At 52.4% G+C, this 16150-nt stretch carries 14 protein-coding genes; 1 reads left to right on the forward strand and 13 read right to left on the reverse strand.

The window, feature by feature from the left end; all coding sequences use genetic code 11:
- Positions 1-91: 91 nt before the first annotated feature.
- From hemW to gpr, 4 genes are all read right to left on the reverse strand, one after another.
- Positions 92-1225 carry a radical SAM family heme chaperone HemW gene (hemW, locus tag DWY63_RS04765; protein ID WP_117801483.1) on the reverse strand — a complete coding sequence of 378 codons (1134 nt, stop codon included), beginning with the start codon at positions 1223-1225 and terminating at the stop codon, positions 92-94.
- 88 nt (positions 1226-1313) lie between these two features.
- A complete protein-coding gene (lepA, locus tag DWY63_RS04770) occupies positions 1314-3128 on the reverse strand; it encodes a translation elongation factor 4 (protein ID WP_022462217.1) in 1815 nt (604 codons plus the stop codon).
- A gap of 95 nt (positions 3129-3223) precedes the next feature.
- The gene (locus tag DWY63_RS04775) at positions 3224-4615 is read right to left on the reverse strand and encodes a stage II sporulation protein P (RefSeq protein ID WP_243001838.1); all 1392 of its coding nucleotides are present in this window, start codon (positions 4613-4615) and stop codon (positions 3224-3226) included.
- Between the two features lie 23 nt (positions 4616-4638).
- Positions 4639-5526, reverse strand: coding sequence for a GPR endopeptidase (gene gpr / locus DWY63_RS04780; RefSeq protein ID WP_055218620.1), 888 nt, complete (start codon positions 5524-5526; stop codon positions 4639-4641).
- Between the two features lie 181 nt (positions 5527-5707).
- Between gpr and rpsT the strand changes: the two genes are divergently transcribed.
- On the forward strand, positions 5708-5971 hold the full coding sequence (rpsT, locus tag DWY63_RS04785) for a 30S ribosomal protein S20 (RefSeq protein WP_117801484.1): 264 nt from the start codon (positions 5708-5710) through the stop codon (positions 5969-5971).
- A 169-nt stretch (positions 5972-6140) separates the two neighbouring features.
- Here rpsT and holA read toward each other — a convergent pair whose 3' ends face one another.
- The 9 genes from holA to argB form a co-directional block, all read right to left on the reverse strand.
- Positions 6141-7124: a DNA polymerase III subunit delta gene (gene holA, locus DWY63_RS04790; RefSeq protein WP_117801485.1), complete on the reverse strand. Its 984-nt coding sequence runs from the start codon at positions 7122-7124 to the stop codon at positions 6141-6143.
- Positions 7125-7195: 71 nt separating this feature from the next.
- Positions 7196-9469, reverse strand: a complete 2274-nt coding sequence (locus DWY63_RS04795) for a DNA internalization-related competence protein ComEC/Rec2 (RefSeq protein WP_117801486.1) — start codon at positions 9467-9469, stop codon at positions 7196-7198.
- Positions 9466-10389, reverse strand: a complete 924-nt coding sequence (locus DWY63_RS04800) for a GerMN domain-containing protein (RefSeq protein WP_117801487.1) — start codon at positions 10387-10389, stop codon at positions 9466-9468. The genes DWY63_RS04795 and DWY63_RS04800 overlap by 4 nt, the downstream gene beginning before the upstream one ends.
- Before the next feature lie 12 nt (positions 10390-10401).
- Positions 10402-11880, reverse strand: coding sequence for a sensor histidine kinase (locus DWY63_RS04805; RefSeq protein WP_022462210.1), 1479 nt, complete (start codon positions 11878-11880; stop codon positions 10402-10404).
- Positions 11825-12514, reverse strand: coding sequence for a response regulator transcription factor (locus tag DWY63_RS04810; protein WP_022462209.1), 690 nt, complete (start codon positions 12512-12514; stop codon positions 11825-11827). Before DWY63_RS04810 ends, DWY63_RS04805 begins: the two co-directional genes overlap by 56 nt.
- A 17-nt stretch (positions 12515-12531) precedes the next feature.
- Positions 12532-13236, reverse strand: a complete 705-nt coding sequence (locus tag DWY63_RS04815) for a helix-hairpin-helix domain-containing protein (protein ID WP_117801488.1) — start codon at positions 13234-13236, stop codon at positions 12532-12534.
- A gap of 113 nt (positions 13237-13349) precedes the next feature.
- Positions 13350-13781, reverse strand: a complete 432-nt coding sequence (locus tag DWY63_RS04820; protein ID WP_022462206.1) for a DMT family transporter — start codon at positions 13779-13781, stop codon at positions 13350-13352.
- 292 nt (positions 13782-14073) lie between these two features.
- Positions 14074-15264 carry an aspartate aminotransferase family protein gene (locus DWY63_RS04825; protein ID WP_117801489.1) on the reverse strand — a complete coding sequence of 397 codons (1191 nt, stop codon included), beginning with the start codon at positions 15262-15264 and terminating at the stop codon, positions 14074-14076.
- Positions 15251-16147 (reverse strand): acetylglutamate kinase, encoded by an 897-nt coding sequence (argB, locus tag DWY63_RS04830; protein WP_117761227.1) that lies wholly within the window; start codon positions 16145-16147, stop codon positions 15251-15253. The genes DWY63_RS04825 and argB overlap by 14 nt, the downstream gene beginning before the upstream one ends.
- Positions 16148-16150: the final 3 nt, after the last annotated feature.

The following is a 16150-nucleotide window of genomic DNA, read 5'->3' on the forward strand; positions in this document are numbered from 1 at the left end:
GGACAGGGACAGGAATCTTGTCTCGTTTTCTCCCATTATAGCACACCGCCGTGCGTTGTGCAAACATTTGTTCTATTTCTTTATCATCTTTTTACAGCAGAAAATCTGCCAGAATCACATTGCTGACGGAAATCCCATCGCGTGTCAGAGCCAGGCGCCCGCTGTGTTCCTGTAAAAGATGCATCGCTTCGTATTTCTTCAGAACCCCGCCGTATACGGCATGGATCTCCTTTCCAAACTTCTCCTCAAACTCCGCCGTCGAGATCCCTTGTGTCATTCGAAGGCCGAGAAACATAAATTCTTCCATGGCATCCTGCCGGGAAAGAATTTCCTCATCCTCACGGATCTTTTCCAGTGCTCCGCACGCTTTCAGATACAAAGATCGATCTGCCGTGTTCGTCCACCGGCGGTTTCCAAATAACGATGCCGCGGAAGGCCCGAACCCCAGATAATCCGTCCTTTTCCAGTAGCCGATATTGTGGCGGCATGCGAAGCCCGGCTTTGCATAATTGGAAATCTCATACTGGAAAAAGCCGTATTCTGCGAGGATTTCCGCCGTTCTGGCATACATTTCGCGTTCTGTGTCCTCATCCGGCAGATCCAGTTTCTGCTCCGCAAACGGGGTTCCCGGCTCCACGATCAGGCTGTAGGCGGAAATGTGCTCCGGAGAAAGCTCCGCGATCGTCCGAAGACTCTCTTCCCATTTCTCTTCACTCTGCTCCGGCAGACCTGACATCAGATCCACGTTGATATTCGCAAACCCGGCATCCCGTGCCAGTGCAAAACTCTCCTGAAATTCCGCAAACGTGTGGATTCTTCCCAGCCGTTTCAGCTCCTCATCGTGAACCGACTGACAGCCGATACTGATCCGGTTGAAGCCGCTCTTCCTGTAACATTTCAGTTTTTCCGCATCCAGCGTTCCCGGATTGGCCTCCAGCGTAATCTCAGCATCCTCTGAAAAAACGTACTTGCTCCGCAGTTTTTCCATCACACGGGCGAGCATTCCGGCATCCACTGCGGATGGTGTTCCGCCGCCGAAAAAGACGGAAATCACTTCACTTTCTGCCGTCTCTTCCGCTGCATCGATTTCTGCCAGCAGAGCCTCTTCATACTCCTTCTGCATTGCTTTCGTGCCCGGTCCCGAGACAAAATCACAGTAGGCGCATTTCCGGATGCAGAACGGGATATGCACATAGAGTTCCAGTGGTTTTCTTTTTTTATTCATTCTGCTTTTCCTCCGTACGATCGAAAGACCGGCCCCTGCGCTCCCGCAACAGCAGGCGGCGCCGACAGGCCGGTCTCATTTTTATTTCTTAATTTTCATCCAGTTTCAGTACGCTCATAAAGGCTTTCTGCGGAATCTCCACGTTTCCTACCTGGCGCATCCGCTTCTTACCTTCTTTCTGCTTCTCCAGCAGCTTCTTCTTTCGGGAAATATCGCCGCCGTAGCACTTGGCGAGGACGTCTTTGCGCATCGCGCGGACGGTTTCTCTGGCGATAATCTTCGATCCGACAGCCGCCTGGATCGGGATTTCGAAGAGCTGCCGCGGAATCTCTTCTTTGAGCTTCTCGCACATCTTTCTTCCGCGCTCGTAGGCAGATCCCTCGAATACGATGAAGGACAGCGCATCCACTTCTTCTTTATTGACGAGGATATCGAGTTTTACAAGCTCGCTTCTCTCATAGCCGAGCAGCTCGTAGTCGAATGACGCGTAACCTTTGGAGCGGGATTTTAAGGCATCAAAGAAATCGTAGATAATCTCATTCAGCGGGAGATGGTAATGAAGCATCGCACGCGTCGTCTCCATGTATTCCATTCCCTGATACTGGCCTCGTCTCTGCTGGCAGAGCTCCATGATCGGTCCGATGTAGTCGGTCGTCACCATAATCTCTGCTTTTACCAGCGGCTCTTCCATATAATCAATCTCGGACGGGTCCGGCAGATTCGACGGGTTGGTCAGGTCAATGACGGTTCCGTCGGTTTTGTGAACCTTATAGATAACGCTCGGTGCGGTCGTTACGAGATCCAGATTGTACTCACGCTCCAGGCGCTCCTGAATAATTTCCAGGTGAAGCAGTCCAAGGAAACCGCAGCGGAAGCCAAAGCCCAGTGCTGCCGATGTCTCCGGCTCGTAGAAGAGGGATGCATCGTTTAACTGCAGTTTTTCCAGCGCATCGCGCAGATCGCCGTACTGTGCGCCGTCGGCCGGGTACATGCCGCAGTATACCATCGGGTTGACTTTTTTGTAGCCCGGCAGTGCTTCTGCACACGGACGGTCGGCATCGGTCACGGTATCACCCACGCGGGTGTCGCGCACGTTTTTGATGCTGGCGGTGATATAGCCTACCATTCCGGCGGAGAGCTCGTCGCACGGGATCAGACGGCCTGCGCCGAAGTAGCCGACCTCGACAACTTCCTCGACAGCGCCTGTCGCCATCATACGGATTCTCGTTCCTTTTTTCACGCTTCCTTCCATCACACGGCAGGAAATGATGACGCCGCGGTATGCATCGTAGACGGAATCGAAAATCAGTGCTTTTAACGGTTCCGTCGGATCACCTTCCGGTGCCGGAATTTTCTGTACGATCTGCTCGAGCACCTCGTCCACGTTCAGGCCGGTTTTTGCGGAAATCCGCGGTGCATCCTGCGCTTCCAGTCCGATGACATCCTCGATCTCTGCAATTACACGGTCCGGCTCGGCGCTTGGAAGGTCTACTTTGTTGATGACCGGGAACACATCCAGGTCATGGTCAAGGGCGAGGTAGACGTTGGCAAGGGTCTGCGCCTCGATACCCTGCGATGCATCGACAACGAGCAGCGCGCCGTCGCATGCGGCAAGGCTTCGGGAAACCTCATAGTTGAAGTCAACATGGCCCGGGGTGTCAATCATGTTTAAAATGTACTCCTCGCCGTCGGCCGCTTTGTATACGGTACGGACTGCCTGTGCCTTGATCGTGATGCCGCGCTCACGCTCCAGATCCATATTGTCCAGCACCTGATCCTGCATCTCACGCTCGGTCAAAAGGCCTGTTTTCTGAATAATACGGTCCGCAAGGGTTGATTTTCCATGGTCGATATGGGCAATAATACAAAAATTACGAATTTTACTCTGATCTATTCCTGACAAGTTTTTTCCTCCTGCTTTTTCACGGGTTAAATATCAATTTTATCTCATGTCTATTTTGTATGATACGAAATTCCACTCAAAAAAGCAAGATAAATTTATCCGCCTGATGCCGGACTTTTGCCCGACAGAACCTTATGCAGGATATCCGCAAACGGCCCCATTGCATTTTTCACCTCCTCGACCGTATTCGTCTGCGCACCAACCTCGAGAAGAACAGATCTCGGGCGGAGATGGAGGTTGTAGCGGTAGCCTTTTAAATAGATACAGCGCGAAAAGCCGGGATAATACTGTTTTGCCTCATACTCCATCTGAAAGGAAAATGCAAGGTTTTCCGCCTGATACGGATTGGGCAGGCTTGTCAGTTCGCCGCTTTCTTTCGTGCGGGAAAGGCCGTTGAAAAACATGATCTGCGCGGTCGGCTTTCCGTTGATTTCTGTCACAAGACGTTTTGAACCATTGACCCCGTCCCGGTGCAGGTCGATCACGACCTGAATGGACGGGTGTTCTTCCAGCGCCGCTGCGATGACCGGCTCCGCGTAGTTGTAGGCGCGGCTCCGCTCGAGACAGCCTTCTTTCATGTCAAATGCCTCTGTAATATGAAGCACTTCGTATCCGTACTGCTTTTCCAGAAGCTCCTGCAGATCATCACCGAGGCCGATTACCGTGTCCGCTCTTTCTCCCGGACGGGAATCGGCGAAGGTTTCCTGCGAATGGGTATGATAGATCAGAATCTGCGGGCCTTCGGCATTTTCCGGCAGGGTCAGGTCTTTTCCGAGCAGGGTGCTGCCGTCGATCTCGCCCGGCAGGACCGAAGTGTTGGGATCGACAACGAAGAAGCGGTTCAGGAGCGCCTGCGGGTCAGCAAGAAGGTCAGGTGAAATTGTCTCCTGAATCGTGTCGGCCTCCGGGTAGAGAATCTCACGCGGTGCGCCGCCGGTTTCGATGGTCTCCTCCGGGACAGACTGCGGCGCTTCGGGTTCTGCCGTTGATGCCGACTCTCCGGCTGCCGGTTCTGTGATTCCTGTTTCCGTCTGCTCCGGCTCCGTAATTTCCATTCCATCTTTTTGAGTTCCATCCTTTTGATCTTCCTCAGTTCCCTGCTCCTTCGATTCTGTCTGCCCTCTTTCTGCTCCCGGTCCCGGATTCGAATCCTGCTTCGCCGTATCCGTTTCCGCTGCTTCTGTCCCGGCAGACAGCGTATTTTCTGCCGTGCTTCCCTCCCGAAGCGCCGGTATCTGATCCCGCACTGCCGCGAGGAGATTTTCCATCCATCCCCTTCCGTCCTCTTTTCCGTCATAAAAAAGAAGCGGCATCATCACATCCACGGATAACTGCTCCGCCTGTGCTGCCGCCCGCTGCAGCAGAACTTTCCCCTCTAAGAAATGATTTTTCCGGAGAACCGCTGCACTGCGGAACAGCAGTATACTGCAGGACAGGAAAAGACATCCCCATCCGAACCATCGTCCATTTCGCCTGGCATTCCACATATTATCACCATATTCATGATATGTTACAGTTCCCCGGAAAATGCCTGATTCATACCTGCCGCAAGAACCCCGGCCAGGCGGCGGACCATCTCGTCGATCTCTTTTGTCGTCACGTAAAGGCTTTCGAGCGCCGGTGAAATGACTTCTCCCAGAAATTCATCCATCTCGGACTCCTCCAGCGATTCCAGAACACCTGCGACGGCATCGTGGACGATCGTTCCTGCCCCTACAACGGTCGGCACACCGATTCCGATGACCGGCACGCCGAGCGTCTCCTGATTTAAGGCATTGCGGTGGTTTCCGACGCCCGAGCCCGGCCAGATTCCGGTGTCGGCAAGCTGGATCGTACAGTTCAGCCGGTGAATACTGCATGCGGCAAGGGCATCCACGGCGAGAATCACATCTGGATGGGTCTGTTCTGCCGTTCCGCGCAGGATTTCCACTGCCTCCATGCCCGTCTGTGCCATAACGCCGGGAGCAAGGGCACTCACTTCCCGGCCCTTCTTTCCGTAGGTGCGCACCAGATGGCGCGTAACGTTAAGTTGCTCCACCGTCTCCGGCCCGAGCGCATCCGGCGTGATGCCGCGGTTGCCGAGGCCGGCCACAAGAACGGATCCGCACGCTTCCGGCACCATTTCCATCAGACAGTGGGAAAACTCCTCCGCCGCTTTCCGGCTCTCCTCCTCGTCTGCCGTCAAAAGCAGCGGCGCTTCGATCGTCACATACGTCCCTTTCGGCTTTCCCATCATTTTTGCACCCTGCTCCGATGTGATTTTCACAATGGTTGTCTGAATTTCCGCCTTTCTTTTCTTCTTCTCAATCTCGACCCCGGAGATCTCCACATGGTCCCTCTCAAATTTTTCCTGATTCTCCATCGCCAGGTCTGTCCGCATCCTATACTTTCCTATCATACTTTTCTCCTTCTCCTGTATTTTTGTTGTAGTTTTTGCAATTTTTTCAAAAATATGTATTGACAAAACATGCGAAATATTATAGGATAATAAAGCATGTTTCAGTGGAGCGCCCGTGTCTGTTCCATTGAATAACATCCCTTAAATCACATTAATTTTAAAAATATTGGAGGTGTACAGTTTGGCTAACATTAAATCCGCAAAGAAAAGAATCCTGGTAAATCAGACAAAGGCAGACCGCAACAAAGCAATCCGTTCTGCAGTTAAGACTTCTATGAAAAAAGTAGATGCTGCTGTTGTTGCAAACGATAAAGAGGCTGCTGCTGCTGCATTAGTAAATGCGATCTCTACCATCGACAAGGCTGCTTCTAAAGGCGTTTATCATAAAAACAACGCTGCCAGAAAAGTATCCAATCTGAGCAAAGCTGTAAACTCAATCGCATAATAAAGATATAAAACAAAGAGAACTTAGTCATACCGTCATGTGGCTGGGTTCTTTTTTTATGCTTACCAAAAGAGTGCGCCGCGACAGATCTTTTGATAAACACAGAACAAGGCGTACCGGTACAGGAAAACTGGCCGATACGCCTTGTTCTTTTTAGAAAACTCTGCTCTTACGCCGCCCTGCTGTATTTCGTAATCAGCAGCTCCACGCTCAGCAGATCGGAAATTTTTCCCGTCTTCACGTCCTCTTCCATCTGCACGCAGTCATTGACCGCCGCTTTTAATTCCTCCGCCGCATACTGGCGTGACATGGGAATATAGTTCCGCACAACGAAGCTCTGCAGTCCCGTCCGTTTTGCGATCGTCGCCTGATCGCAGTGCTCTGCCAGCAGCTCTTTGACCTGCAGCAGCAGATTGAACTGGCGTGCCAGCAGAAAGAGAATCCGCATCGGCGGCTCCTTTAAAGCCAGCAGATCCTGATACAGATCGAGCGCTTTCCGCTGCTTCTTCTCCGTTACCGCGCGGATCATCTCGAAAATCCGGTTCGTAATCTGCGTTGTGCAGACTGCCTCGATATCCGCCCGCGTGATCACATCTCTTCCCATCGTATAGCTGAGCAGTTTTTCCAGCTCCTGCGAGATATTTCCCATATCCGTGCCCGTCTTTTCCAGAAAATCTTCCATATCCTGGCGCGTGATCTTTTTTCCCTCTTTTTTCATCATGCCGAGTACCCAGGTCATCAGCGTCTTTTCGTCCTGACGAGCAAATTCCACTGCTCTTCCCTGCTTCTGCACCGCCTTGTACATACGGTTCCGCTTATCGACTTCCTCCTCCACGAAGATCAGCACCAGATAATCCGGCAGGGATCCCATGTAGTCTGCCAGCGCGTCGGCTTTGTTTTTGAAAAATCCTGTATTTTCCAGCAGAATCACACGGCGGTCCGCAAAAAACGGCATCGTCTCCGCAAGGTCAATCACTTTGGGAATCTCGGTTCCTTTTCCCTCAAAGCGGGAGAAATTCATCGTGTCGTCCTCCGGCAGCAGTGCGTTTTTCAGCTTGTTTTTATACTGATGCTTCAGATAGGCTTCTTCTCCGTAGAGCAGGTAGGCCTTCTTAAAATTCTGCGTTTTGATATCTTCTAAAATACTTTTCATTCCATCCTCTTTCTTTCGTTCCGGCAGAAACACGTTTGCGCAGTGCCGCAGCAGCCGGAGCTTTTGACCATTCAGGAGACGGGAAATTCCACATCCGACCGGTATCCGTGAACCGCCAGGCGGTCACGCTTCAGCTGTACTGTCACGGCTCCATCCACCGGTGTTCCGTAGATATGGCTTTTGCAGGCACGAAGCCGCTCCAGCAGCTCCCGGTGCGGATGGCCGTATCGTCCCGGCCACGCGCAGGAAATCAGGCTGATCTGCGGCTGTATGCGGTTCAGAAATGCCTCGCTCGTTGAATTTCTCGAGCCGTGGTGCGCCACCTTTAAAATCTGGCACCGCTCTGCCGCCCCCAGGACCTCTTCTTCTCCGCTTCCCTCCAGATCTCCCGTCAGAAGCGCGCGGCAGGCACCGCAGGAAAGCTGTAATACAACACTTCCGGCGTTTTCCTCTCCCGTATAGTCTTCGCCCGCTCCCGGATGAAGTACCGATACGGTGAGTTCTCCTGCACGGATCTCGTCTCCCTTTTTTAGATATTCTACCATAATTCCCGCTTTTTGTGCGGCTAAAATAAAAGGATTTTCTTTTTCGCTTCCTTTCATCCACACAGGCAGGAACAGATGGCGGATGCGAAGCGCCGTTTTCTGCTCCCCGATCAGCTCCAGCAGTTCGAGGATTCCGTTCGTGTGATCTGCGTCCGGGTGCGTGACAACAACGGCATCAAGAGCGGCAATGCCGCGCTGTTTCAGATATGGGAGAATCCTTTTTTCCCCGACCGCAGACGCACTGCTGCTCCCGCCGTCATTCAGCATCACAAAACGGCCGCTCTCCACCACCAGCGAATCGCCCTGGCCGACGTCCAGCGCTGTAATGGAAAACGTTTCCCGGGGACGGTAAAAAAGCAGAACACAGGCAAAAAACATGGTAATACCAAAGAGCATCCGCTCCCGCTTTCGTGCCTGCGCACCTTTTCGTTTTGCCCCATCCGGATTCATCTCCCGTTTTCGCTTTCGCACATACAGTATCACCAGCAGACCGGTCAGAATGATTCCATATCCTGCCATCTGCCATTTTTCCGGCTGACCGCAGATCCACACATTTCCCGGAATCTGTGCGACCGCCGCTGTCATCTGCCGCAGAAGTGTGAGCAGGAACCGCGCCGGAAGCAGAACAACACTTCCCGCTTTCACGCTTGCAAGTCCCGCCAGAAGCCCCGCAGCACCCGTCAGCAGCACCGCCGTCATGACAGCTCCTGCAAACAGATTCGGCAGAAACGCAAAGAGCGGAATCTCATAAAAATACCACGCCTGCAGCGGGATCATGACAAGCTGCAGGGAAAGGTACACCATCGCAGCCTCTTTTCCTTTCGCCGCAAGCTTTTCCAACCCCGTTTTTTCCCCGCGTCTCTTCCGTTCCGCCTTCTCCCCCGCCAGAACCGGATAAACCCCGGAAATGGCTGTTACTGCTCCAAACGAAAGCCAGAACCCGCTCTGCTCCAGATACGAGGGGTTTTCTGCCAGCATCAGAATTGCCGCAAGAGAGAGCGCACTTAAGGAATCATACGTCCTTCCCACTGCGACAGCTCCCATCCGCACCGCAAACATCACCACTGCACGCACGGTCGCCGTTCCGCTGCCGGTAAACATGCCATACAGCACCATACCGGCGGCCGCTGCCAGAGACGCGGAAGTTTTCGGCAGATGCAGCGCCATCAGCAGCCGTCGGAGTGCCATGCCGAGCAGCATCAGATGCATGCCGGAAACGGAAACCAGGTGCAGCAGACCGCTCTGCTGATACGCCAGATACGTCTCCTCCGTGAGTTCCGACCGTTCCCCGAGCAGCATCGCAGAAAGCACACCTGCCTCCTCCTCCGGCATCATTTCTTTTAAAACGGCACAGCACCGCTCCCGCTCCAGCCGGAGCGCTTCGCCGAGATTCCACCGCCCGGCATCCACAACTTCCTCCCGCTCCGAAATCACGTAGAACGCACAGCCTTTTCCCTCATAATATGTTTTCTCATCAAACATCCCCGGATTGCGCGGGCTTTCCGGCTTTTTTACAGTTCCGTACACCCGCACAGCGGCTCCGACCGGCAGATCTCCCCGCTTTGCGAGCAGATAAATTTTCCCTTTGCTTCCCTCCCCGCGCAGCACATACCCGTTGTTGCTGCTCTTTTTCTCATACGTTTCAATTGTCCCTGCAATCCACACCTTCCTGCCCTGCTGCGCTTTGTTTTCGTATTTGGGGTCAGAAAAAGGCGTGCCAAGAGGCACGCCCGCAATCCGCAGCAGCACAAGCACCAGCATGAATCCAAGACACGCCAGGCACATGGGCCGTTTTCTCATGTATCTTTTTCCTCCAGATAAGACAGGTCTTCCTCGTAGAACTGATTGAGTTTCATCGTTTCACGGAATGTTACATCGCTCTCTCCGTTGATGGAAAACTGCACCTTATCCACCTTACAGTTCGCCGTGATGGAATCCACCACCGCATAAATCGGAATCTGCTCCGCCACATTCAAAAGTGCAGAATCCTTAAAAGATTTGTCAAAATTCACATAGGCAATCCGGTCAGACGTTGTAACGCTGAGGACATTCATCGTCTCAGGAAATACTGCGTAGTGGCCGTCTTCTTTCGGCCCCTTCATCAGCTGCTCCACCACGACCCGCTCAAGCGGAATGTTCGTGCTGTACGGAACCCGCCGTGTCTCCTTCACAAGATGATCGCCTGCTTCATTTGCAAAATACAGTGTCAGCGTCGCATACTGATACTGATAAATTTCCCTTCCGGAATTTTCCAGAAAGCTGTCCGCCGTCATCGTTCCGATCTCGCGTCCTTTGGAATCCTTTAACGGATCCCCGTCGATCAGAAGCGTCACGCGCTCCACCTCCGGAACCTGCACAAAGGTACGCACCAGTCCTGCACGCACCAAAACCTCCTGCGGCCGCGCAAGCTCTCCGTACTCTCCGCTTAAGTTCAGCGTAAGGAGCCCGTTCTCCAGCGTATACGTCTTGATGGAAATCCCATTGGAAAGAAGTGCCTGGTTTCCGTCCTTGGCAGGTTTCTCCTGCAGCGCGTCAACCAGCTCCTTGATCAGTTTCTGATCCGTTCCTTCTTTTGGTTCATACGGCTCCTGCACCAGTGTTGTGCCGGTTTTGTCCAGGCAGTACAGGTGATACGCCGACTCCTTCTGGCTCTTCTGCCACTGCCCGCAGCCGCTAAGAAGCAGCACGCCGGCCAGCAGTACGCCAAGTATCCGTTTCATGTGCGCCACCTCCTACATCACGTAATTCAGAGGAATCCGCACGGAAAATGTCGTTCCCTCGTTTTCTTTGCTGTATACACGGATCGCTCCCCGGTGCATGACAATCGCGCTCCGCGCAATCGCAAGGCCAAGGCCGGTTCCGCCGATTTCCCGCGAGTGGGACTTGTCCACGCGGTAGAAACGCTCGAAGATATGCGCAATCGACTCCTCCGGGATGCCGATGCCGGAGTCTGCCACCGTCACGTAGAAATATTTGTGATCCGCATTTAAGGATACACGCACCCATCCATTCTCGTTGTTGTACTTGATGCCGTTTTCGATCAGGTTCGAGAACGCCAGCGAGAGCTTCGTCGCATCCACCTCCGCATTGACCGGGCGGAAGCTGTCGAGAATGAGCTCCACATTTTTCTGTGCGGCAATCGGATGAAGCCGCTTCAGCAGCTGCTCTAACAGCTCGTTGATATTGACCTGGGTGATATTGAGGTCTGCCACCTTTTTATCCATCTTGACCAGCGACAAAAGGTCGGTAATAATCTGGTTTTCGCGGTCGATCTCCGAGGTAATATCCTGCATGAACTCCTGATAAAGTTCCACCGGAACGCCCTCCTGCCCGTTCAGCGAATCCGCCAGAACCTTCATGGACGCAAGCGGCGTCTTTAACTCATGCGAGACGTTCGAAACAAATTCCTGGCGGGAATCGTCGAGCGTACGGACGCGGGTCAGCATCTTGTTGAATGCGTCCGTGATCAGCTCTGTCTCGAGGTAATCCGGAACAGAAATGCTTTCGTCGAGATAGCCGTCGGTGATGTCCTCGATGGAACGGGTGACCTTCTGGAACGGCTTCATCAGAATGCCCGCGAGCAGATAGCCAAAAACCAGCACGAGAAGCGCAATGATCGAAAGAATCGTCATTCCCTTCGTCTCCAGAATTTTCATATTCGCACGGATCTCATCCGTCGAAATGCTGACGAGCATAACGCCGAGCGTCTCCTTCGTCTCGGTATTCTGAATCCGCACCGTCATTTCCAGATAGCTGTTTTTCCGGTCGTACTGGCTCGTCTCCTTGCCCTGAAAGCTCTGGATGACCTCCTGCGAGATAATCGTCTTTCCGCGGTCCATATCGTACGTATCTTTGATGACGCGGAAATCCTGGTCGATAATCAGGATTCTGCCGCCGTAGATATTTGTCAGCATACTGAGCTGTCCGTTGATGACATCCGATCCAGGATCTTCCATGTAATTCTGCTGGATGAGCTGGTTGCAGATAATATCGCACTGATTTTTTACGGTAATGCTGCGCACCGATACCGCACGGTCCTCATAGCTGTTTACGATGCTCTTCTCAAGGATCACACACGGTACAATGCCGATGATCACAAGAATCACCGTGATGCGGAAGCGCAGACTCCGCAGAAACTTCCATTTTTCTTTGTTTTTAAGCCTGGAAATAGTAACCAACTCCCCACTTTGTGTGAACGTACTTCGGTTCACTTGGATTTTTCTCAATCTTTTCGCGCAGACGGCGGATATGTACATCTACGGTGCGCACGTCGCCCGGGTACTCATAGCCCCAGACAATATTCAGCAGGTTCTCTCTGCTGTACACCTTGTTCGGATTGAAGACGAGAAGCTCGAGCACATCGAACTCCTTCGCAGTCAGATTGATCTCGCGGTCTCCGATGAAGACTCTTCTGCTCTCGCAGTCGATCCGCAGGTCTTTCACCTGTACGACTTTTGCTTTCTCTTCTTTTGGCTCCTGGCGGGCCGCACGGCGCATGATGGCCTTGATGCGTGCTTTTACTTCCAGAATGTTGAACGGCTTTGTGATGTAATCATCTGCGCCGTATTCCAGTCCCAGGATTTTGTCCATGTCCTCGCCCTTTGCGGTCAGCATGACGATCGGAACGTTGGAAAATTCACGGATCTGCTGGCAGACGGACAATCCGTCCAGCTTTGGCAGCATCAGATCCAGAAGGATCATATCGTATTCTTTTTCTTTTGCCATGGAGAGTGCTTCCTCGCCGTCGTATGCGCAGTCAACCTCCATGCCGTCCTGCTCCAGGCTGAAGCGGATTCCTTTTACGATCAGTTTTTCATCATCAACTACAAGAACTTTCTTTGCCATTTCTTCTCCTTCTTGTTCTAAACCTCGATAGAACCCCTTATCTTTTCAAACATCTTTCCCTTGATGCCCTCAATGTTCATAATCTCCTCAATCGAACCAAACGGGCCGTTTGCTTCGCGGTAGGCGATGATGGCATCCGCACGGCTCTCTCCGATGCCGGAGAGTGTCATCAGTTCTTCTTTTCCGGCCGTGTTCAGGTTGACTTTGCCGGAACCGGAAGCCTGCTCCGTGCCGCCCGTATTCTGCTGCGGCGTTTCCGTGATTTCCATGTTTTCTGCCTCCTCGCGCGTCCAGACGGTGATCTGCTCTCCGTCTTCGATTTTCCGTGCAAGATTGAGGATTTTTTCTTCAGCATCCGGCAGAAATCCGCCTGCCGCTTCCACAGCCTGCACTACGCGGCTTCCGCCCGGCAGCGTGTAGACACCGGGGGAAGCGACCGCACCGCAGATATAAACCTGCACTGTTTCTTCCGGTGCTGCCTCCTGTGCCTCACGTTTTTCCGGAATGCCTGTGGTTTCTCCGGCGCTTTTTTCGGAAACCGTCTGCTCCTCATCCACTTCCTTCTGATTCCCGAAAACGGTTTCCGCCGTGCTCCCGCCTGTGCTATCTGACAGTTTGTATTCTGTATCCCTGTGGTTGCATCCGCAGAGCAAAAAAACCAGCATCGCCGCCAGTATTTTTGCATGTTTTCTGCCTCTGTCCTGCTGTTTTTTCAATTTCATGCTGTGTACTCCCTTCCGCTTCGCATCTGACGCGCAAGGGTCCCTTGTGTACGCATAACTACGTTTCTATTGTATCGAAGAAACCATAAAAATACAAGTAGAAATCTTAATCGTTATTCCCACTGAAACACTACAATTCCCACAACTGCCACTGCCATGCCGAGCAGCTTGCGCACGGTGAAATCCGTTTTTTCCATACCGAAAAGGCCGAACAGTTCAATCAGCCACGCCGCTGCGAGCTGGGAAATGACGATCAGCATCGCCGCCTTCGCCGGGCCGAGCCCTGCCATACTCCAGATAACCGTGATCGTGATAAACGCGCCAATTGCACCGCCGAGCAGCAGATACCACGGCTTTACGCGGAACAGATCCCCGATCGGCTCCCTCCCGGTAATGCACCATGCCGCAAGACAGACGACAAACGCACTGATCTGCACCCAGCCGGCCGCCAGCCATGTACTCGTCTGTTTCGTCACCTCCGTGTTGAATACACCCTGAATACTCATCAGCGCTCCGGAGAGCAGCGCTGTTAAAATTCCCGCCATTGATTTTTCCTCCTGCTGTTTTTTTATGTACTCTCGGAGTCTTTCTGCGCTTGATTTTACGAGAAGATTTTTTGTCAGTTGTGCCCAAATTTCTGAGGCGTACGCGGTGCGTACGTTGATGAAATTTGGGTGCAGCTGGCGGAAAATCGGCCGTAAAAGCAAGTGCAGAAAGGCTCCGAGAGTACATTTTATACTATTCCTTTTTTCCCCGTTTTTATACAGAACTCAGGGACAGCAGGAAAACAGCCGACCGGTCTCCTGCCTAGGAAACCAGACGGCTGTCTATTTCACATTACTGTAATGCTTTCTCCAGTTTTTCAATCATCTCATCGATGTCATCTTTCGTAATCACAAGCGGCGGTACCATACGAAGAACGTCGCTTCCGGCGGAAATCACAAGAAGTCCGTTCTCAATCGCGCGGTTGATGACTTCTCCGACCGGACGTCCCGTTACGACAAGGCCCTGCATAAAGCCTTTTCCACGGCGTGCTGCGAGGCAGTCATATTTTTCCACCAGCTCGTCCAGCTTTTTCTCCAGATACGGAGCCGTCTCTGCTACATGCTCTACGACATGCTGTTTCTCATAGCATTCAAATACAGCATTGACAGCCGCGCAGGCCAGCGGGTTTCCGCCGTATGTCGTTCCGTGGTCTCCCGGAATGAGCGAATGCTCTGCCGTCTTTTTATTCAGCACGAAGGCGCCGACCGGAACGCCGCAGCCAAGTGCTTTTGCACACGTCATGACATCCGGCTGTACGCCGTAATCCTGCCATGCGAACAGCTTTCCTGTTCTTCCCATGCCGCACTGGATCTCATCGAGGATCAGCAGAATGTCGTGCTCGTCACACAGATCGCGCACGCCCTGTAAAAATTCTTTCGTTGCCGGATAGATACCGCCCTCGCCCTGTACAGTCTCCATGATGATCGCACATGTCTTGTCGGTAATCTGTGCCTTTACGCTCTCCAGATCATTAAAATCCGCAAATTTAATGCCGCCGATCAGCGGTTTGAACGGATCCTGATAATGCGTATTTCCTGTTACAGAAAGCGCTCCAAGGCTTCTTCCATGGAAAGAATGGTTCATCGCGATGATCTCGTGATCGTTGCTGCCGTCTTTTAAGTAAGCGTATTTTCTCGCTACTTTGATGGCTCCCTCGATCGACTCCGTACCGCTGTTCGTAAAGAATACTTTATCCATGCCGGATGCCTTCGCCAGCTTTTCTGCCGCGGAGCCCATCGGCACATTGTAGAACAGGTTGGAAACATGGATGACTTTGTCCACCTGGTCTTTCACTGCTTTTTTATAATCGTCATTGCTGTAGCCGAGCGCATATACCGCGATACCTGCTGCAAAGTCCAGATATGCTTTTCCGTCGGTGTCATACAGATGAACGCCCTCGCCGTGGTCGATCACGAGCGGGAACCGGTTATAGGTGTGGAGCACGTACTGCTCGGTCTGTTCCATATACTCATTTGTCTTCATGATTGAATTTCTCCTTGTTTTCCCCTAAAATCGCCGTACCAATTCCTTTGTTCGTAAAGATCTCAAGCAGCAGGCAGTGCTGGATTCTTCCGTCCATGATGTGGACTCTTGAAACACCGTTCTCAATCGCGTCGATACAGCCCTGGAGCTTTGGAATCATACCGCCACCGACATTTCCGTTGGTGATGAGATCTCTTGCTTCCTGTACGTGGAGCTCGGAAATCAGGCTCTCCGGGTCCTTCGGATCTTTGTATACACCCTCGATATCGGTCAGGAATGCCAGTTTTTCTGCATTTAACGCCTCTGCGATCGCGCAGGCTGCGTCGTCTGCGTTAATGTTGTAGGTGTTGAAATCATCGTCCATGCCAACCGGGCAGACAACCGGCAGGAAGTCGTTGTCCAGAAGATCGTACAGCACCTTCGGATTTACATTTTTGATATTTCCAACGAAGCCGATGTCCTCTCCCTTGGACAGCTTTTTCTCTACGTTTAAGAGACCGCCGTCTTTTCCGCTGATGCCGACTGCGTTGACACCGAGCGACTGAATCATGGTGACAAGCTCTTTGTTGACCTTATTCAGCACCATCTCTGCCACTTCCATCGTATCCGCATCCGTTACACGAAGGCCGTTGACAAACTTCGGTTCCATGCCGACCTTTCCGACCCAGCGGCTGATTTCCTTTCCGCCGCCGTGTACGATGATTGGTTTGAATCCAACCAGCTTCAGAAGAACAACGTCCTGAATGACGTTTCTCTTCAGCTCTTCATCCACCATCGCGCTTCCGCCGTATTTGATGACAATGATTTTGCGGTTGAACCGCTGAATATAAGGAAGTGCCTCGATCAGCACATTTGCTTTGTCCAGATACATCTGATTTACCATGAT

Source organism: Blautia sp. AF26-2 (genome assembly GCF_003460955.1).
Taxonomy (GTDB): Bacteria; Bacillota; Clostridia; order Lachnospirales; family Lachnospiraceae; genus Fusicatenibacter; species Fusicatenibacter saccharivorans.